The organism is Anaerotignum lactatifermentans (assembly GCF_014982935.1).
Taxonomy (GTDB): Bacteria; Bacillota; Clostridia; order Lachnospirales; family Anaerotignaceae; genus Anaerotignum; species Anaerotignum lactatifermentans.
In genome coordinates, this window is sequence record NZ_JADCKK010000009.1 from 33,974 (window position 1) to 52,640 (window position 18,667).

17 protein-coding genes and 1 riboswitch are annotated in these 18,667 nt (G+C 46.5%); of the genes, 5 read left to right on the forward strand and 12 right to left on the reverse strand.

The window, feature by feature from the left end:
• Positions 1–137 precede the first annotated feature (137 nt).
• Together INF29_RS03870 and INF29_RS03875 are read right to left on the reverse strand one after the other, a co-directional pair.
• Complete coding sequence (locus tag INF29_RS03870; RefSeq protein WP_193484776.1) at positions 138–1,856, reverse strand: vWA domain-containing protein; 1,719 nt, start codon at positions 1,854–1,856, stop codon at positions 138–140.
• Positions 1,856–2,773 carry an AAA family ATPase gene (locus INF29_RS03875; protein ID WP_072853804.1) on the reverse strand — a complete coding sequence of 306 codons (918 nt, stop codon included), beginning with the start codon at positions 2,771–2,773 and terminating at the stop codon, positions 1,856–1,858. Before INF29_RS03875 ends, INF29_RS03870 begins: the two co-directional genes overlap by 1 nt.
• Positions 2,774–2,913: 140 nt before the next feature.
• Positions 2,914–3,019, forward strand: a riboswitch (TPP riboswitch).
• 183 nt (positions 3,020–3,202) lie between these two features.
• Between INF29_RS03875 and thiS the strand changes: the two genes are divergently transcribed.
• From thiS to INF29_RS03900, 5 genes are read left to right on the forward strand one after another with little or no spacing between them, the layout of a single operon-like run.
• Positions 3,203–3,400: a sulfur carrier protein ThiS gene (gene thiS, locus INF29_RS03880; protein ID WP_072853801.1), complete on the forward strand. Its 198-nt coding sequence runs from the start codon at positions 3,203–3,205 to the stop codon at positions 3,398–3,400.
• A gap of 2 nt (positions 3,401–3,402) precedes the next feature.
• Entirely contained in the window at positions 3,403–4,041 is a 639-nt protein-coding gene (thiF, locus tag INF29_RS03885) for a sulfur carrier protein ThiS adenylyltransferase ThiF (RefSeq protein WP_193484779.1), read from the forward strand.
• 33 nt (positions 4,042–4,074) lie between these two features.
• The gene (locus tag INF29_RS03890) at positions 4,075–4,848 is read left to right on the forward strand and encodes a thiazole synthase (protein ID WP_087988977.1); all 774 of its coding nucleotides are present in this window, start codon (positions 4,075–4,077) and stop codon (positions 4,846–4,848) included.
• Between the two features lie 13 nt (positions 4,849–4,861).
• Entirely contained in the window at positions 4,862–6,076 is a 1,215-nt protein-coding gene (gene thiH / locus INF29_RS03895) for a 2-iminoacetate synthase ThiH (protein WP_193484781.1), read from the forward strand.
• Entirely contained in the window at positions 6,069–6,647 is a 579-nt protein-coding gene (locus INF29_RS03900) for a thiamine phosphate synthase (protein WP_193484783.1), read from the forward strand. Before thiH ends, INF29_RS03900 begins: the two co-directional genes overlap by 8 nt.
• A 109-nt stretch (positions 6,648–6,756) precedes the next feature.
• Here the strand turns inward: INF29_RS03900 and galT are convergent, their stop codons facing one another.
• From galT to INF29_RS03950, 10 genes are all read right to left on the reverse strand, one after another.
• Positions 6,757–8,256, reverse strand: a complete 1,500-nt coding sequence (galT, locus tag INF29_RS03905) for a UDP-glucose--hexose-1-phosphate uridylyltransferase (protein ID WP_193484785.1) — start codon at positions 8,254–8,256, stop codon at positions 6,757–6,759.
• 14 nt (positions 8,257–8,270) lie between these two features.
• The gene (galE, locus tag INF29_RS03910) at positions 8,271–9,254 is read right to left on the reverse strand and encodes a UDP-glucose 4-epimerase GalE (RefSeq protein WP_072851600.1); all 984 of its coding nucleotides are present in this window, start codon (positions 9,252–9,254) and stop codon (positions 8,271–8,273) included.
• A 21-nt stretch (positions 9,255–9,275) separates the two neighbouring features.
• On the reverse strand, positions 9,276–10,535 hold the full coding sequence (locus INF29_RS03915) for a galactokinase (protein ID WP_193484787.1): 1,260 nt from the start codon (positions 10,533–10,535) through the stop codon (positions 9,276–9,278).
• Positions 10,536–10,550: 15 nt separating this feature from the next.
• A complete protein-coding gene (locus INF29_RS03920) occupies positions 10,551–10,796 on the reverse strand; it encodes a hypothetical protein (protein WP_072851605.1) in 246 nt (81 codons plus the stop codon).
• A gap of 91 nt (positions 10,797–10,887) precedes the next feature.
• Positions 10,888–11,907 carry a galactose/methyl galactoside ABC transporter permease MglC gene (gene mglC, locus INF29_RS03925; protein WP_087988981.1) on the reverse strand — a complete coding sequence of 340 codons (1,020 nt, stop codon included), beginning with the start codon at positions 11,905–11,907 and terminating at the stop codon, positions 10,888–10,890.
• Between the two features lie 17 nt (positions 11,908–11,924).
• Complete coding sequence (gene mglA / locus INF29_RS03930; protein WP_072851658.1) at positions 11,925–13,424, reverse strand: galactose/methyl galactoside ABC transporter ATP-binding protein MglA; 1,500 nt, start codon at positions 13,422–13,424, stop codon at positions 11,925–11,927.
• A gap of 206 nt (positions 13,425–13,630) precedes the next feature.
• Positions 13,631–14,668 carry a galactose ABC transporter substrate-binding protein gene (locus INF29_RS03935; protein ID WP_087988982.1) on the reverse strand — a complete coding sequence of 346 codons (1,038 nt, stop codon included), beginning with the start codon at positions 14,666–14,668 and terminating at the stop codon, positions 13,631–13,633.
• 195 nt (positions 14,669–14,863) lie between these two features.
• Positions 14,864–15,883: a galactose ABC transporter substrate-binding protein gene (locus tag INF29_RS03940; RefSeq protein WP_193484789.1), complete on the reverse strand. Its 1,020-nt coding sequence runs from the start codon at positions 15,881–15,883 to the stop codon at positions 14,864–14,866.
• Between the two features lie 11 nt (positions 15,884–15,894).
• On the reverse strand, positions 15,895–16,854 hold the full coding sequence (locus INF29_RS03945; protein WP_193484791.1) for a substrate-binding domain-containing protein: 960 nt from the start codon (positions 16,852–16,854) through the stop codon (positions 15,895–15,897).
• Positions 16,851–18,659: a sensor histidine kinase gene (locus tag INF29_RS03950; RefSeq protein ID WP_084730651.1), complete on the reverse strand. Its 1,809-nt coding sequence runs from the start codon at positions 18,657–18,659 to the stop codon at positions 16,851–16,853. Before INF29_RS03950 ends, INF29_RS03945 begins: the two co-directional genes overlap by 4 nt.
• Positions 18,660–18,667 lie beyond the last annotated feature (8 nt).

Below are 18,667 nucleotides of genomic sequence, written 5' to 3' on the forward strand. Positions count from 1 at the left end.
TTCGATATGTTATGAAAAATCATATACTGCACATTGATTCTACCATAACCGCCCCTGTAATACAATGATTTTATCATGCCCACAAAATATACGGAAATACAAAAAGACTGAACCATATTGTCCAGTCTTTTATACTTTTACATTTCTCTGATTCTCTCCTGTATCAGCCGCCCTACCGTATCGGCAAACCAGCTGACAGAGCGGATTCTTGCCAATTCTCTGCCATAAATCTTATGGGCTGCCGGCAAGTCCCGATCATTTCCCGTAAAGACAGAAATGACCCAAACGCCTTTTCTTCTGAGGCGGCTCACTTCCTCTGCCACATCCTGCACACCGGCTTCTCCGCCGTAATCTTTGGGCAGATGGAGTCCTTCTTTTGACGGCATGGGCTGATCGTCATTTGGATGGGCATCAGAAAGGATGATGAGCATTTTGTGTTCGCTTCTCTCCTGTTCCATGAGGTAGTCTGCCGCCCGCAATGCCAAACCATCCCGGTTCCAGCCAGCCGCCAGAAAATGAAGAATATCTTTATTTCTGGAAGTGTCATGGTAATCCCTCAGAACCTGCATGACCGTACAGCCACTGACACTGCTGAAAGCGCTTACCCGCACAGGGATATTACACCGTGTGAGGCTTTCCGCAATGATAAAGCCCTGTGTTGCCACTTTCGCCTGCTGTTCTCGCTGGGAAGCAGAACCATCCAATAAAATATCTACCGTCAGAGTATCCAGCTGGCTGTCCGATGTTTTCTCAAATATCCGCTCATCATGAAGATATACATTCCGCCATACCTTCCCTGCCAGCAGATTTCCGGCACGAGTGCGGTACACCGTGGGTTCCAGCTGCAATAATATGGCATTGCGTATGCGTTCTGTCAGTTTATTGACTGCCAGCATGGTCTGGCTTTCGTTTGCCTGAAAATAAGCTTCATTGGCTTCTCGCTGTTTCTCAGCAAATTCCCGCTGTTCTGCCGCTTCTCTGGTCAGTTCTCCTGTTTCTGTAAATTCACCACGGGTAAAATGCAGCAGACATTCCCGATGGGCTTCTGTACAGAGTTTCTTTTCGATTTCTTCCATTTCCGCTGTGGAAAACATGGATTTTCCAAAACAGCTTTCCACATAAGCACGCACCACCTTGGCACTAGGTCTGGAAAATGTCAGACGTTGATACAGCTTTCTCGCTTTGCCCATGAGGGAATCCTTCTCCTCTGTGGTTTTGCCTTCCCAGTCAATACGCCGCAAAGCACTGCCTGCCCGTCTTCCCCAGCCTTTTGGCCAGAAAAACGGAGAATCACTGATATGACCGCCCAGTTCTTCAAACTCTTTGAAATGCCCTTTGAAAAAATACTGATTCAGCAGACGGTCCATACGGTCTGTCACCTGTTCTGTGTTACAGTCCGCGGGAAATTCCAAAGCATCCAGTATTTTTCGTTTTTCTTCGTCCAGATCATCTGCCTGACCCAATATACGCTGGCAATGAGCACGCTTCAAATCCCACAGCAAAGATTCCACCACATGATCTTTGGGTCTTGCCAGAAATTTTTCCGCATAAGCCCGCCGCAGTTCTGCCATAGCAGGACGTTCATCTTTGGCTTTGCCGAACACACAGTTTTCCAGCCCCAGCCACAGCAGTTCCACATACAGTTCCCCATCCTGTTTACGTTGGAGATAGGTAAACATTTTATCCAATATTTCAAACTGAAAATAATGATATACGGCACCAATGACCGTATTGAAATAAAAATCCGCGTCGCCGTCCTCATCAAAGGCAACATACACCGGCTGCAGGGAATAATCCTGTGCGGCGTTCCAAATCTGATTGACGGCACGACGCTCCGCAATCTCTCTGTTTTTCATCAGCGATCACCAAACAGCTTTCCATAGTCCAGATCCTGCGGAATTCTTGCGGCAATGGCATCTGCCACCAACTGCCGTTCAAAGGGATCGAATGCTTTGTTGATGATACCCATTTCCAGTGCACGAACCGCTTTCAGACCTTTTTCCATCAAATGAATGGATGCCATAAGCCCACGCAGATCAAGAGCCTTTGTGGAAATTTCTGCGTTATCGCATTTTGTTTCCAATTCTCGAAACAACGCGGCAAACTGTTCTGCCCATTTATCTTTCAGTGTAGGGAATTCCCGTTTCAACAGCTTCCGCAGGTTTTCCTCGGAAATAACCGGCATATTGATGACTACAAAACGGGACGCCAGCGCTTCATTCAGTTCTCTGGTACCGGCATAGCCATAGTTCATGGTAGCAATGAAGCGGGTCGCTTCATGCAGAGGAATTCTGTCATACCCCGGCACATCAATGGAGCGACGGAAGTCCAATGTTGCATGGAGCACTGCCAAAGACTCGTTTTTCGCCATATTGATTTCATCCAGCACGCCGAAACCACCCATATGGGCACAGCGGCTGATGGGTCCTTCACGGAATACTACCTGATTATCCCGGAATGTGTCTGTTCCAATGAGGGAAGCGGCATCCACATTCACATAAAAAGAAATATCCCAAGACGGTCTGCCGAATGCTGCTGCCAGATTTTCCGCCAATACGTTTTTGCCAGTTGCCTTCGGACCGGACAGCAGCAAATTTTCCCCACATAACAACGCTGCTGCCGCTTCTTCCCAGATTTCCTTGCCATAATATAAAAAACGGGGCACCGGTACACGACCTGCCACAGAAGCATCCACTTCATGACTTTCGCGGAACTTCTGGATTTCCTTCAGCAGGCTGACGCTGACCCCTTCTGTCTGTAATTCTTCTTCCATGTGCCACATAAAAAATTCCTCCTCTTTGGTTATGGACTCATTGTAACATGTAAAGTTATGTGCATATTTCCGAAAATTTTATACTTTTTGTCATTTTGCCTGTTGACATTTTCAGAATCCGTGTATATACTGTTCTCGTAAAAAGAAAACAGGGGAGCTCAATGGATTGGGCTGAGAGGAAGTTTTGCTTCGACCCTTACACCTGATTTGGATAATGCCAACGTAGGAATCGACAGAATGAATTTTCGGGAGATGCGTTGCATCTCCCTATTTTTATTGCGTACAGACAGACCAAAGCCAGAACTTTTTACGGAAACAGAATATTGGCAGCGTTGAGAGTGAACAAGAGTTCATGAAGGGGTGCACCACCACGGGTGTATTTCTTTGTGAGCTCTTTTTTCTTGTCGCTGCTGGAAAGGAGGCTTCTGAATGATCACCATTAACGGGAAAACATTGACCCTGTCCGCACCTATGACTCTGGGTGCGTATCTTGACGAAAACAACTACCGCCGCACTTATATCGCAGTGGAAAAAAACGGAGAAATCCTGCCTAAAAGCGAATACGACACCACATATCTCAATGACGGCGATAAAATCGAAATTGTCAGTTTTGTAGGAGGCGGCTGATCATGCACCCATTTACGAAAAAAGAAATCTATGAAGCATTGGTGGAACGCCACACAGCAGCCTATCAGGAAAAGCTGGATGCCGGGCATGTTGCCATTGCAGGACTAGGCGGACTTGGTTCCAATGTTGCCTTCGCACTGGCACGCCTTGGTGTGGGACATCTACACCTCATTGATTTTGACCGTGTAGACCTGACCAATCTGAATCGCCAGCAATATCTGCTGCGCCATGTGGGCATGTATAAAACAGATGCTCTGAAAGAACAGCTGCTCCAGATCAATCCTTATCTGGACATCACCACAGACTGCGTAAAGGTAACCAGTGAAAATCTGAAAACCCTTTTTGCCGATGCGGACATCATCTGCGAAGCTTTTGACAACGCAGAAACAAAAGCCATGTTTGTCAACGGCATACTGGAATGGTTTCCCCAGAAAAAACTGGTCTGTGCTTCCGGCATGGCAGGCTTCGGCAGCAGCAACACCATCCATACCCGAAAGATTGGCAGCAATTTTTATCTCTGCGGCGACGAAACCACCGATATTGCCCATGGACAATGCCTCATGGCGCCCAGAGCCGCACTCTGCGCTGCCCATGAATCCAATATGATCGCCCGTCTGCTTCTGGGCGAAGAAACCGTATAATATCTGATTTTGGAAGAAAGAAGGAATTTTATCATGCAGAACAATGACAAACTCATTTTAGGCGGACACGAATTTACATCTCGTTTCATCCTTGGTTCCGGGAAGTTTTCTCTGGATCTGGTAAAGGCTTGTGTGGAAAAAGCAGAAGCACAGATCATCACACTGGCTGTACGCCGTGCCAACGAAGGCGGTCTGGCCAACATTCTGGACTATATTCCCGATACCGTTACCCTGCTGCCCAACACTTCCGGCGCAAGAAACGCGGAAGAAGCTGTGCGCATTGCCAAACTTTCCAGAGAACTGGGCTGCGGGAACTTTGTCAAAGTAGAAATCATGCGTGACTCCAAATATCTGCTGCCTGATAACCAGGAAACCATCCGTGCCACAGAAATGCTGGCAAAAGACGGCTTTATCGTAATGCCTTACATGTATCCCGATCTGAATGTGGCAAGAGATCTGGAAAATGCCGGTGCTGCCTGCATCATGCCTTTGGGTGCCCCCATTGGTTCCAACAAAGGTCTGTGCACCAAAGAATTTATTCAGATCCTCATTGACGAAATGAGCCTGCCTATCATCGTAGACGCAGGGATCGGCAGACCTTCTCAGGCTTGCGAAGCCATGGAAATGGGCGCTGCTGCCATCATGGCAAACACTGCTGTCGCCACCGCCGGAAATGTGGAATTGATGGCAGAAGCATTCAAAAAAGCCATTGAAGCAGGACGCAGCGCTTATCTGGCAGGTCTTGGCAGAACCCTGGAAAAAGGCGCTAGTGCATCTTCTCCACTGACAGGCTTTTTGCAGGATTGAGAGGTGAGAGAACATGAGTCAGGAACATTTGAACGAAAGTATTTTAAGTGAAGAAATTCTGGAAGACCAGAAGAAAAACCGCATCGACCATATGACTTATCTGCCCGGCATGGAAGTGCTGGAATCCGATGTAATGGATCAGGTTGTTGCAGCCATAGAAGCTTATGATTACGACAAGTACACAGAAGCAGACGTGCGCCGGGCTTTGGTCCATGACAGCCGTACCCCTGAGGATTTCGCAGCACTTCTTTCCCCTGCCGCACTGCCTTTGCTGGAGGACATCGCCCAGGCAGCCCGTGTGGAAACCAGAAAGCATTTCGGCAACAGTGTATATATGTTCACACCCATTTATATTGCTAACTACTGCGAAAACTACTGCATTTACTGCGGTTTCAACTGCCACAACAAAATCAACCGTGCCCAGCTGAACGAAGAAGAAATCGACAAGGAAATGGCTGCCATTGCCAAAACAGGATTGCAGGAAATCCTGATTCTCACTGGGGAAAGCCGCAGCAAATCCACAGTACAATACATTGGGGAAGCCTGCAAAATCGCAAAGAAATATTTCAAAGTCATCGGTCTGGAAATTTATCCTGTCAACTCCGACGAATACGCATATCTTCACGAATGCGGCGCCGACTATGTGACCGTTTTCCAGGAAACATACAATTCCGATAAATATGAAACACTCCATCTGGCAGGACACAAACGTATTTTCCCTTATCGTTTGAACGCACAGGAACGTGCCCTGAAAGGCGGCATGCGTGGGGTTGGTTTTGCTGCATTGCTGGGTCTGGATGACTTCCGCAAGGACGCTTTTGCTACAGGCTATCACGCTTATCTGCTTCAGCGGAAATATCCCCATGCGGAAATCGCGTTCTCCTGTCCCAGACTGCGTCCCATCATCAACAATGACCGCATCAACCCCATGGATGTTCACGAAACACAGCTTTTACAGGTAGTATGTGCATATCGTCTGTTCATGCCTTTCGCAAACATCACCATTTCCAGCAGAGAATGTGCCCGCGTCCGTGATAATCTGGTAAATATTGCTGCCACCAAAATTTCCGCAGGCGTCAGCACCGGCATCGGCGAACATTCCGAGGAAACCGAAAAGAAAGGAGACGACCAGTTCGAGATCGATGACAGCAGGTCTGTCCAGGAAGTATATGACACACTGCTGAAAAACAATCTCCAGCCGGTCATGAGCGATTATATCTATGTATGATGATGCGTTATTTTCCTATGTCCTTGCGGTGACAAATCGCACCTTAAGCAAACGTCCTTTTCTGGAACAGATAGAAGAAATCTGCAAGCACCATCCCAAAGGTCTGATTCTGCGGGAAAAAGATTTGTCAGAAGCAGAATACACCGCTCTGGCAAAAGATGTATTGGCAATCTGTCAGCGTCATAACGTTTCCTGTATCCTGCACACCTATTTCCGTGCGGCAAAAGAACTGGGCTGTAACGCCATTCATCTGCCCCTCCCCCTGCTCCGTGCCCACAAAGAAGAACTTTCCAGTTTCTCTCATGTGGGAACCTCCATTCACGCACCAGCAGAGGCAGAAGAAGCGGAAAAACTGGGGGCAACTTACATCACCGCTGGGCATATTTACGTCACAGACTGCAAAAAAGGGCTTGCTCCCAGAGGACTTATGTTTCTGGAAGAAGTCTGCCGCAAAGTATCCATTCCTGTTTATGCCATTGGCGGCATCAAAATCAATGAAAAACAGTTACGGGAAATCATAGACTGCGGCGCCAAAGGCGGCTGCATCATGTCTGGCATGATGCAGTTATAATAGCTTACTTTCAAATATTTGATAACATATTCCAAGACAGCAGAAGAGCAGGGATTCTCCACCCCTGCTCTTCTGTTTTTTATCTGTTATTTTATTTTTACTGAAGGAATCAGATTTCCGCGCCGCAGTAACGCAGGAAACGGTCAAATGCCGCCTGACCTTCCGCTGTTCTCTTATACACGCCGGCATCTTCCAAAACCTGCGCAAATACCAGACCGATTTCTTCCTGAATGATACTGTCCAGATTTTCCGCTGTCACAGTATCATATTTTTTCAGGAATTCCCGTGCCCACTGGGCATGGCTGCTGGTTTTTTCGTCTGCTTCCAGATCAGCGCCGGAAAGGATGGCTTCTTTCAGGCACTGCATTTCTTCTTTCAGTCTGGCAGGCAGTACCGCAAGACCCATAACCTCAATCAAGCCAATGTTTTCTTTCTTGATGTGGTGCAGATGGCTGTGAGGATGGTACACACCCAGAGGATGTTCTTCTGTGGTGATGTTATTGCGCAGTACCAAATCCAGTTCGTATTTGTCACCGCGTTTTCTTGCAATAGGTGTGATGGTATTATGAGGTTCTCCATCTGTTTCCGCAAAGATAAAGGCATCTTCGTCTGTATAACCACGCCAATTTTTCAGAATCATATCCGCGCAGTCAATCAAACGATGATGGTCTTTATGAGAAATACGAATAACGGACATAGGCCATTTCACAACGCCCATTTCCACATCTTCAAAACCCTTGCAGACTGCTTTCCGTTCCACTTCTGCCCGTTCCATAGCGAAGGTATAACGTCCGCCCTGGAAATGGTCATGGGACAGGATAGAACCGCCTACGATAGGCAGGTCTGCGTTGGAGCCTACAAAGTAATGCGGCAGGAAGTTAATGAAATCGAACATTTTCGCAAAAGCATTTCTGTCGATTTTCATAGGTACATGCTGTCCATTAAACACGATGCAGTGTTCATTGTAATACACATAGGGAGAATACTGGAAAAACCAGTCATTTCCCGCAATCCGCAAAGGAATGATGCGGTGGTTTTCTCTGGCGGGATGGTTCACCCGACCAGCATAACCTTCATTTTCCCGACAAAGCATACATTTGGGATAACCGCTCTGAGGAGCCAGTTTCGCTGCCGCAATGGCTTTGGGGTCTTTTTCCGGCTTAGACAGGTTAATGGTGATGTCGATTTCACCGTATTCTGTCATGGTTTTCCAACGCATATCCTTTTTGATGCGGTATCTGCGGATGTAGTCTGTATTACAGCTAAAGTCATAATACCAGTCTGTTGCTTTTTCCGGGTTTTCTGCATGAAGTTCACGGAATTTCCCAATGACTTCTCTGGGGAAAGGTGTCATGACACCCATAAGTTTTGTATCAAACAAATCTTTATATACGATGCTGTCAGGAATCAGTTTCCGTTTGCAGGCATCTTCCAACAGAACAGCCAGAATGGTTTCCAAATCTGTTTCCGCTTCGCCTGTGGGTTCTTCATAAGCATCCAGTTTCATTTCGTCTATCAAGCGGTTGATGACATAAGGCACATCTGCCTCTGTAATCAGCCCTGTTCTGACGCCGTAGAGCGCCAAATCTCGAATTGCTTTATATACCATGTCTTTCCCCTTTCTCAAAAACCATTGGGGTGATTTTTGTGCCAATTCCATGCTGTGGAAATGATTTCTTCCAGACTGTCATGCTGAGGGTTCCAGCCCAGCACTTTTTTCGCTTTCTCACTGGAAGCAATGAGCTGTGCGGGGTCACCGGCACGACGTGCCACTTCTTTGGCAGGAATGGGATGACCTGTTACTTTTCTTGCGGTTTCGATAACTTCTCTTACGGAGAAACCAACGCCATTGCCCAGATTGAAGATATCACTCTGACCGCCTTTCAGCAGATAATCTACAGCCAGAATATGCGCATCCGCCAAGTCTGTTACATGGATGTAGTCACGGATACATGTGCCATCGGGTGTGGGATAGTCATTGCCGAAAATGCTGATAAATTCACGCTGACCGTTAGGCACCTGCAAAATCAGGGGAATCAAATGGCTTTCGGGATTATGTGCTTCCCCGATATTGCCGCTGACATGGGCGCCGCAAGCGTTGAAGTAACGCAGGGATACATAACGCAGACCTGTTGCGTTGCCTGTCCATTTGAACATTTTTTCCATTGCCAGTTTTGTTTCGCCGTAAGGGTTGGTGGGTTCTGTACGGTCGTTTTCCAGAATGGGTACCCGTTCAGGTTCGCCATATGTAGCAGCTGTGGAGGAGAACACAAATTTATCCACGCCATTAGCCACCATAACTTCCAGCATATCTCTTGTTTTGCTCAGGTTGTTTTCATAATATTTCAGGGGATTTTCCACGCTTTCCCCTACCAGAGAATAAGCAGCAAAATGAATAACCGCTTCGATATTTTCTTTCTGGAATACATCGTTTAAGAAAGGTTTGTCGGAAATATCGCCTTTGTAGAACTTTGCGTCAGGATGTACCGCTTCTGCGTGTCCTGTTTCCAGATTATCCACAACTACTACTTCTCTGCCTGCTTCACACAGAGCATACACCGTATGAGAACCGATATAGCCTGCGCCACCCAATACCAAAATTGCCATAGAGCATCCCTCCTGTTTTTCTCAAACCTTCATCAATTCTGTACCACCTGCGGGACGAATGGACAGCACATGGCATCTGCCCTTACCCACAGCTTTTTCCATCTGTTCCACAAAACCTGCCAGCATTTCCTGAGGCACAAAAGCCTGAATGGTGCCGGCAAAACCACCGCCATGAACACGGTAAGCACCTTTACCTGCCAATGCCGCTTCACAAGCTGCCAAAGCATATGCAACTTCCTGATGCTGTACACTGCCGGAAACATACACGTTCTGCAGATACATGAAAGAAGAATAGCCGGATTCTTTTACCAGAGATAAGAACTTGTCAAAATCTCCTGCTTCCAGAGCTGCTGCTTCGTCAATGGCTCTCTGATTGTCTTTCAGGAAATGGTAGGCGCGCAGTGTTGCCCGGTCGCCTGCTTTTTCCCGAACAGCAGCCATATCTGTCAAAAAGTCTGCCAGAGCCACTTCCCGCAGCACTTCTTTGCCGAAGTGTGCCGCTACCTGACGCATTTCCATGGGAATAGCGGAATATTCATCGGACAAATCCGCATGGTCTGCGCCGCTGTCAATAATACACAGTGCATAGCCTGCTTTTGTGAAATCAAAATCCAGTTTTCTTACGATGGGATTTGCGTTATCCCGGAAATCAATGGCAACAACGCCGCCTACGGAAGAGGCTGTCTGGTCCATCAAACCACTCATTTTGCCAAAGTACACATTTTCCGCATACTGACCAATCTGTGCGATTTCCACAGGTGTCAATTTATTTTCACAATACAGTGCGTTGATGACTGTTCCCACCAGCACTTCGTAAGCCGCAGAAGAAGAAATGCCAGAGCCTTTCAGTACATTGGAAACGGTATACATATCCAAGCCGCCCAATGTATAGCCCATCTGTGTGATTTTGGAAGCCACCCCACGAATGAGAGAAGCTGTTGTGTTGATTTCTTCTTTTTTTACTTCCAGATCATCCAGAGAAATTTCCTCCATGCCGTAGCCTTCGGAGAAAATACGGATGATGCGGCTGTCATTTTTTGCTGCCGCGCCGAAAATATCCAAATCGACTGCTGCTGCCAATACACATCCATGCTGATGGTCTGTATGGTTGCCGCCGATTTCCGTTCTGCCGGGTGCGCTGAAAAAACGTTCTGCTTCTTTGCCAAATGTATCTGCAAAGCCTTTTTCTGCATCTGCCATCCGTCCCAGATAAAAATCCGGCTGTGCTTCAAAACGGGGATAAGCTGCCAAAAGGCTTTCTTTGTTCCAAGTTTGTTTCATGGTGTTCCTCCTGTTTTATCGATAAATAACCCCTGCCGCAATGGCAACGACCAAAGCAACTGCAATGACTGCCACCACAATATTCATGGTCTTTAAGGAAACATTGATATGGGAATACAGGTTATATTTCGCACCTGTAAAAGCACTTTCTTTTTGTTTCAGTTCAATTTCTTTTTCTTCCAGAGCTTTTTCCCGTTCTTCCAGTTCATGTATCCGCTGCTCCAGTTCCTCCGGGTTTACAGGTTTTTGTGTATCTGTCACAAAATCCCTCCTTTGTTTTTATGGCTTCAAATTGCAACAATTCCCCCGTAGTCAAACGGGGGAATTTTCCTATCACATCTTACCGAAAAAATTATTTTTTTGCAATATACTTACGTACGTCGATGGCAACGGCCAGAATGATGATCAGACCTTTGATGATGTACTGCAGATATGCGTTAACGCCCAGATAGTACAGGCTGTAGTTGATTACCTGCAGGATGATAACACCAATCAGGATACCGGGGATGGTACCAACACCACCGGAGAAGGATACACCACCGATAACGCAGCCGGAGATCGCGTCCAGGTCATAGTTGGTACCTGTAGCTGTTGTTACGCTCTGGATACGACCAGCTTCCAGGAAAGCTGCGATACCGTAGAGGATACCAGCTACCAGATAAATCATCATGATGTTTTTCGCTACGTTTACACCGGATACGGCAGCCGCTTCAGGGTTACCGCCGATAGCGAACATGTTTTTACCCAAAGTGGTTTTATTCCATACAAACCACATAATTACCGCACAAATTACCATGAAGTAAACCAGATGAGGAATACCCAGCCAGTAGCCGTTTACCAGTTCGATATATCTAGGGTCCAGGCTGGCAATAGGCTGTGCGCCGCCCTTCTGGCTATCGATGTACAGACACAGAGCACCATATGCTATGAGCTGCGTACCTAACGAAATAATAAATGCATGCATGTGCAGTTTTGCCACGCCAAAACCATTCAGCAGACAGAAAGCCACGCAAACCACGATGGACAGCAGCAGAGGCAGAACCAGTGGCAGGGGTTCTGTAATCTGAGGATACATACGGGATGCATATGTAACACTCTGCAATAAGGATGCGGAGATTGCAGCACCACAACCCAGGATACGACCAGCAGACAAGTCAGTACCTGCCAATACGATCATACCAGCAACACCCAGCGCCAGAATACCTCTGGTGGAAGCCTGTGCCAAAATTTTCAAAAAGTTATTCTTAGACAAAAATGTAGGGTCAGCCGCAATTACACCGATGATCATAATGATCAGGATGATGTACAGAGCATAGTCCAGCAGCAGTTCCTGCCAGGTTTTATCCCCTTTGAAACTCTTTAATTTTTCCATTCTTTTTTACCTCCCCATTATACATATTTTGCTGCCAGACGCATGATTTCTTCCTGTGTTGCGTCCTTGACATCCAAAATACCAGCCAAGTGACCATTGCTCATAACCATGATTCTGTCGCAGATCCCCAACAGCTCCGGCATTTCAGAAGAAACCACGATAACGCCTTTATCTTCCTGCGCCAAATCAATGATCAGCTGATAGATTTCGTATTTTGCACCTACGTCAATACCGCGGGTGGGCTCGTCCAGAAGCAGTACTTCCGGTTTTGTCAGCAGCCATCTGCCCAAAATTACCTTCTGCTGGTTACCGCCGGAAAGTGAACGGATATGGGTTTTCTGGCTAGGGGTTTTTACATGCATACTGTCAATAACCCACTTGGTGTCTTCTTTCATTTTCGCATTGGAAAGCAGAAGACCCTTCCGATAATTTTTGATATTGGCAATGACAGAGTTAAACTGAATGCTCATGCCGCCGAAAATACCTGTGGCACGACGTTCTTCTGTCAGCAGCGCAAAGCCATTTTTGATGGCTGTCTTTGCGTCTTTATTCACAACTTTTTTGCCATGCATGTACATTTCGCCGCTCTGATGATGGGCAATACCGAAAATGGTTTCCAAAAGTTCTGTTCTTCTGCTGCCCACCAGACCTGCCACGCCAAGGATTTCGCCTTTACGCAGCTGGAAACTTACATCCATACAGGTAGGCATATATTTCCCTGTCAGATTTTTTACATCCAGCAGGACTTCGCCGGGTTTGTTTGTTTTCGGCGGGAAACGGTCTGTCAGGTCACGACCTACCATAAGCTGAATGATCTTATCTGTTGTCAGATCTTTTGCATTTTCTGTTGCGATCCACTTACCGTCACGCATGATGGTAACTTCGTCGGAAATCTGCAAAATTTCTTCCATCTTATGGCTGATGTAAACCATTGCAACGCCTCTGTCACGCAGTTTATTGATGATGCGGAACAGATGCTCTACTTCTTCATGGGTCAATGAGGATGTAGGTTCGTCCAATACAAGAATTTTTGCATTATATGATACGGCTTTCGCGATTTCTACCATCTGTCTCTGGGATACGCTCAGTTTGCCGATGATTGTCTTAGGGTTAACGGGGATTTCCAGTTCCTCGAATACTTTCTGTGTTTCCTGATACATTTTCTTATGGCTGACCAGTCCACCCTGTTTGGGGAAACGACCCAGCCAAATATTTTCCATAACGCTGCGCTTCAATACCTGATTCAGTTCCTGGTGTACCATTGCTACACCGTTGTCCAGCGCATTTTTAGGTCCGGAAAACGCTGTTTCCTGACCATCGATGACGATTTTACCACCGTCCTGTTTATAAATACCGAAAAGACATTTCATCAATGTTGATTTCCCTGCGCCGTTTTCGCCCATCAGCGCATGTACAGTACCGGGACGCAGTTTGAGCATTGCGTGATCCAGAGCTTTTACCCCGGGGAACTGCTTTTCGATATCTGTCATTTCCAGTACATATTTTTCTTGGCTCACTGCCTTCACCACACTTCCTAATCGTCTGTTGTGCCAACTTCTCTTTGTTAAAACTTCCCCAACGACAGCTTTTTCTCTTAAAACATAAGCTGCTGTGCTTCCAAATGTTTCTCAGTCACGGACTTTCTTTTCTTATAAGAACGCACAGTGAGGAAAAACCCCACTGTGCGAACCAATTGTTCCTATCTATTACTGAAAATCAGAGATTATTCTCCTGTGTAAGGAGCGTAAGGGATACGAACTGCAATACCTGTGTCATCGTAGGTATATTCTGTGCCATCCAGGAATTCAGCGCCGCTTGCTGCGTTCAGAGCTGCAGCTGCGATTGCTTTACCCATTGCGTCACCATCCTGCAGAACAGTTGCGCTCATCTGACCTTTTGCGATTGCGTCTTTTGCAGCGTCTGTAGCGTCAACACCGATTACAGGGATGAAAGGAGCGCCTTCAGCACCTGTGTTGTAGCCAATGTTGGACAGAGCAGCTACACAACCGATAGCCATACCGTCGTTGTTTGCGATAACCAGTTCGATTTTGCCTTCGTTAGCAGCCAGCATAGCTTCCATTGCTTTCTGAGCTGTTTCTGTATCCCAGTTACATACCTGTGTTTCGCCAACCTGTTCCATTGTCAGACCGTTAGCAGTTGCCTGTTCAACACTGTACTGTGTACGAGCGATCGCTTCGGGGTTGTCAGGTTCGCCCTGGAACATTACATACTGTACTTTGCCGTCGCCGTTCAGGTCATATTCAGGATGTGCATCCCACAGTTCTTTGATGATGTCACCCTGCATTTTGCCGGCGTCAATTGCGTTTGTACCGATAAAGCATGCTTTATCATAGGATTTGATTACTTCTGTATCGGGTTCTCTGTTGAAGAAGATAGTAGGAATACCTGCTGCGGATGCTTTTTCTACAACGCCGCTTGCAGCTTTTGCGTCAACCATGTTTACACACAGTACGTCAACGCCTTTGGAAATCATAACGTCCAGCTGGTCGTTCTGTGTAGCCTGGTCGCCTTTACCGTCCTGCATTTCTACATTTGCTTTGCCTTCCAAAGCTGCCTGCAGGGAATTTCTTACGGTAGAGATGTATGTATCGTCGTATTTGTAGATCAATACACCGACTGTGGGCAGGTCGCCGCTTGCTGCGTCGCCTTCTGTTGCAGCATCACTGGAGCCGCCGCCGCAGGCTGCAAGGCCCAACACCATCACGGATGCCATCAGCATCGCCAAAAATTTCTTTTTCATTGTATAAACCCTCCTTTAGATTTTGTCCAGTCCAAGACCGAAACACATGTAACACAACAATCTCCCTGTTGTTAATAACATTATATCAAATCTATACCAGGCAAAAAATAGAGATTTTTTTATATCTACATGGAATTTATTCTTTTTCATTTGGCGAAACCTATAATTTTTTTCTTTTTTTGTCGAAAAAACTGTTCAGAATATGGACTCATGTATCCGTGCCTGTACAGGGACCCGAACATATCTGCCATCACTCAGTTCCATATCCTCAGGCAGTTCCTTGCCCATACCCAAAGCTGAAGCAATGCCAAAGACGGCTTTTCCCTGTTCTTTTGCACCACAGTCAACCGTTGCCCAAAGCACTTTCTGCTCCAGTGCCTCAAGCCCTGCCGGTGTTCCATCAATACCAAATACTGCTGCTGTAGAATTTTTTCTTTTTAGAGCATCCGCGGCTCCTAACGCCATATCGTCATTGTTGCATAATACCAATTCAATTTCATCGCCCATTTCCGCAATCCATTGTTCCATGATGGCATCTGCGCGGCTGCGCATCCAGTCAGCTGTTTCCGCATCCAGCTTCTGCAGTTTCACACCGCCATCTTCAATGGTTTGGAGTACATAATCAGAACGGAGAATGGTATCCTGATGCCCCATTTCTCCTTCCAGCATCACATACTGCAAAATGCCGTCACCATTCTTGTCCATTTTTTCCGCAGAAGCAGCATAGCTCTGCAACACCGCTTCTCCCTGCATTCTTGCCGTTTCTCTGGCATCTGTACCTACATAATACACATGATCCCCACGCAGGATATCTTCCCGCACAGGTTCTCTGTTGAAAAACACCAAAGGTACTTCTTCCGACTGAGCAAGATCCACCATACTGGAAGCGTTTGTTCGATCTACTAGATTGACACAAACAGCGTCATATCCAAGCGCTACATACTGCTCCACCTGATCATACTGTTCCCGTTGGGAACCATTGGCACGGGAAATATTTAAAGTTACAGGGCAGCCCGTTTCCGCTTCATAAGCAGCTGCCTGTTCCTGCATAGAAGATACAATGCTGTCTACAAATGTGTCACTTTCCGAATAAAGAGAAACACCGATTTTCAATTCCTTTTTTTCCTTTGTGCGAGGCATCCATAGCCAAGCCACTGCCAGGACCACACAAATCACACCTAAAAAAATACCGATTGCTTGTTTTCTTATCTGCATCTGTTCTCACCTCACGCAAAAGGAAACAATATTGCTTCCCGACTTCGATCATACATATTTTCACCGGTCACCCAGATTGTCTGAAAAATCCTTTCTTCTTCATTCTGATCTTCTCCAGTCATAATCATGGTCAGCTTCTGCACACCAAAGTATCCTGCGCCATAAGCATCTATCACAGCCACGCCAGCAATATTTTCTTTTTCAAGCTGTTCTCGGATCATTCCACTCCAACCCATACCAAACAAAGGTAACTCGCATCCATTATTTTCGCAGACCTGCGCCATGGCTTCCAGTGCCTGTGTATCACAGGAAACAACCATATTGCCCCCCTGTGCTGCAAGACCACTGACAAGCGCTTTTGCTTCTGCATAATCCGCAAGTTCCACACGCCGTACCATAATGCCTGCCTGGGGGAACAATTCTTCCAACAGATCATGCATACGCTGCACCTGATCGCTGCTGTCTTTATGAGACACCAATGTTACACTTTGTCCTTTATCTCTTGCCTCAGATACTTTTTCCACCAGCAATCTTGCAATGGCTTCTCGATCAAAGGATACCGAAGATTTCACCCGCGGAGATTCCGCTTCTGTATCCCACAGCACCACAGGAACACCTACGGGAATCTGTTCCAGAATTTCTTCCGTAACTCTGCTGCTTCCACATTGGAGCACAATACCTTCACAACCCGCATCCAATTCTCGCTGCACCAATGTCTGCATATCCATCTGCTGTGCTTCATAATCCCGCAGATTGAGAAAATGCATGTCTGCATGATAGGCTTGGGCAGCCTTTTTTGCTCCTTCCCGCAGATTCATATTGATGCTGTCCTGCGGGATGTCTACAATAACAGAAATATTGGACACATCCACTTTTCTTTCCTTCCAGATATAATCTGTAGAGGAAATCAGAAACAGTACAACCAAAATGAGGATGTCCACAAAAAGAAAGATTTTCTGTTTTATGGTCATGATACCATCCCCCTTTCTTTCATTTCTTCATAGGGAATGGCTGGCAGGTGAATCTCGATACAAGTGCCCTCATCCGGTTCCGAAAGGATGCGCAGACCATATTTCTCCCCAAAGACAAGCTGGATTCGCTCCTGCACATTCCGCAGCCCTACGCCAGAGCCTTTTCCGGTCTGGACAAAATCCCCTCGCAGAAGGGCTTCTGCTCGCTCTTTTGTCATGCCGCAGCCGTTATCTGTTACAGAAAGTATCAGTTCTTCCCCTTCCAGATAACCTTTTACGGTCAATTCTCCATCATCATCCATAAATTCCATGGCATGATAAATGGCATTTTCCACCAATGGCTGCAAAATCAGCTTCACAGTTCCCAGCTGTTTTGTTTCTTCTTTTACATCAAAGGCATAAGTAAATTTATTTTTGAAACGCATTTCCTGTATCATCAGATAGTTTCGCACATGCTCCACTTCATCAGAAACAGGAATAACGGTCTTACCCCTGCTCAAACTGATACGGAAAAATCGTGCTAGTGCTGTCACCGCTTTGACGGCATCGCCGCTTTTTTCATTTTCGATCATCCACACAATAACATCCAGCGTATTATACAGGAAGTGGGGGTTGATCTGATTTTGCAGTACCATCAAATCGCTTTTTCGCTTGGCTTCATGTTCCTGCACAATATCTTCCATGAGCTGTTTCAGATTCCGTTCCATTTCCTCAATGGCGTTGGACAGATTCTGTATTTCATACACACCGGAAGCCTGTATCTTCGTATTCAAATCCCCTGCCTGAATTCGTTTTACAGCACCTTCCAGTCGATGCATAGGCTCTGTGACTTTTCTGGAAACATAAAAGTTGATGAGCATCATGGCATTGAGGAAAAACGCCAGCAAAAACAGGATGAAACTTCGTGTTTTCCAGTTATGCAAAGACGGCGTATCCCCTTTGGATACCCCCACCATATGCCAGCCCGTATAGCCAATGGTCTTATGCAGGAACGTATAGGGTTTTGCCTGCACATCTCCTTCCAGAGAGGACATAAGCAGCGGCAATGTTTCCTCTTTCATGGTGCCTGCCGCAATCTGGTCCTGCATGGGATGATACAGCAGATTACCATTTTCTCCTGCCAGATATACATAGGATTCTTCCCCTACCATGACATTTTCCAGCATATCCTGCAATACATCATATCGCAGATTGATGAGCAGCACGCCACGCTTTGTCTGATCTCCCATGGTCAGCTGTACCATACGGCTCATAGGAATCACCCGTGTATAGCCATCGCCTTCTGCCCGGAATACCCGGGAAACCTGCGGTGCCCCAAAGCGGATATTTTCCTCTGTATCCAAAGCACTGCCATACCAAGCTTCTTTCTGCAATGAAAAATTGGGTCGCAGATGACTATTGGGTGTAGCACAAATCAAATTGCCGTCAATGGAAAAGAGGGCAATGCTTTCCACATTATCTTTATTCATTTCATAAATCAGCCGAAAATCATCAGAAATGGTATCCTGCTGCAAATCTGTCCCCTTGATAACGCGGTAATATAAGGTATCCGACACTTTGATCATATTACGAAAATGGGCTGTCACCTGTTCTGCCGCATCTTCTATGCGAGTATCGTTTCCTTCCCATGTGGTTTGGGCAGATTGTGCCGCAAAACGATAATAGAAAGAAATCCCCATCAAAAGCGTTGCCACTACAGATGTCAGCGTAAAGGAAACCCACAGCAGTTTCCGCAGTTCAATATGCTTGCTGCCATCCAAAAACCGCTGCTGCAGATATTCTTTTCCCTTTTGAAAAATACCCATGGCTTTCC

Excerpts from the sequence above, each read along its gene's own strand:
- INF29_RS03870 (WP_193484776.1), bottom strand. The coding sequence starts at position 1,856 with ATGAAAAACAGAGAGATTGCGGAGCGTCGTGCCGTCAATCAGATTTGG.
- INF29_RS03875 (WP_072853804.1), bottom strand. The coding sequence starts at position 2,773 with ATGGAAGAAGAATTACAGACAGAAGGGGTCAGCGTCAGCCTGCTGAAG.
- thiS (WP_072853801.1), top strand. The coding sequence starts at position 3,203 with ATGATCACCATTAACGGGAAAACATTGACCCTGTCCGCACCTATGACT.
- thiF (WP_193484779.1), top strand. The coding sequence starts at position 3,403 with ATGCACCCATTTACGAAAAAAGAAATCTATGAAGCATTGGTGGAACGC.
- INF29_RS03890 (WP_087988977.1), top strand. The coding sequence starts at position 4,075 with ATGCAGAACAATGACAAACTCATTTTAGGCGGACACGAATTTACATCT.
- thiH (WP_193484781.1), top strand. The coding sequence starts at position 4,862 with ATGAGTCAGGAACATTTGAACGAAAGTATTTTAAGTGAAGAAATTCTG.
- INF29_RS03900 (WP_193484783.1), top strand. The coding sequence starts at position 6,069 with ATGTATGATGATGCGTTATTTTCCTATGTCCTTGCGGTGACAAATCGC.
- galT (WP_193484785.1), bottom strand. The coding sequence starts at position 8,256 with ATGGTATATAAAGCAATTCGAGATTTGGCGCTCTACGGCGTCAGAACA.
- galE (WP_072851600.1), bottom strand. The coding sequence starts at position 9,254 with ATGGCAATTTTGGTATTGGGTGGCGCAGGCTATATCGGTTCTCATACG.
- INF29_RS03915 (WP_193484787.1), bottom strand. The coding sequence starts at position 10,535 with ATGAAACAAACTTGGAACAAAGAAAGCCTTTTGGCAGCTTATCCCCGT.
- mglC (WP_087988981.1), bottom strand. The coding sequence starts at position 11,907 with ATGGAAAAATTAAAGAGTTTCAAAGGGGATAAAACCTGGCAGGAACTG.
- INF29_RS03935 (WP_087988982.1), bottom strand. The coding sequence starts at position 14,668 with ATGAAAAAGAAATTTTTGGCGATGCTGATGGCATCCGTGATGGTGTTG.
- INF29_RS03940 (WP_193484789.1), bottom strand. The coding sequence starts at position 15,883 with ATGCAGATAAGAAAACAAGCAATCGGTATTTTTTTAGGTGTGATTTGT.
- INF29_RS03945 (WP_193484791.1), bottom strand. The coding sequence starts at position 16,854 with ATGACCATAAAACAGAAAATCTTTCTTTTTGTGGACATCCTCATTTTG.
- INF29_RS03950 (WP_084730651.1), bottom strand. The coding sequence starts at position 18,659 with ATGGGTATTTTTCAAAAGGGAAAAGAATATCTGCAGCAGCGGTTTTTG.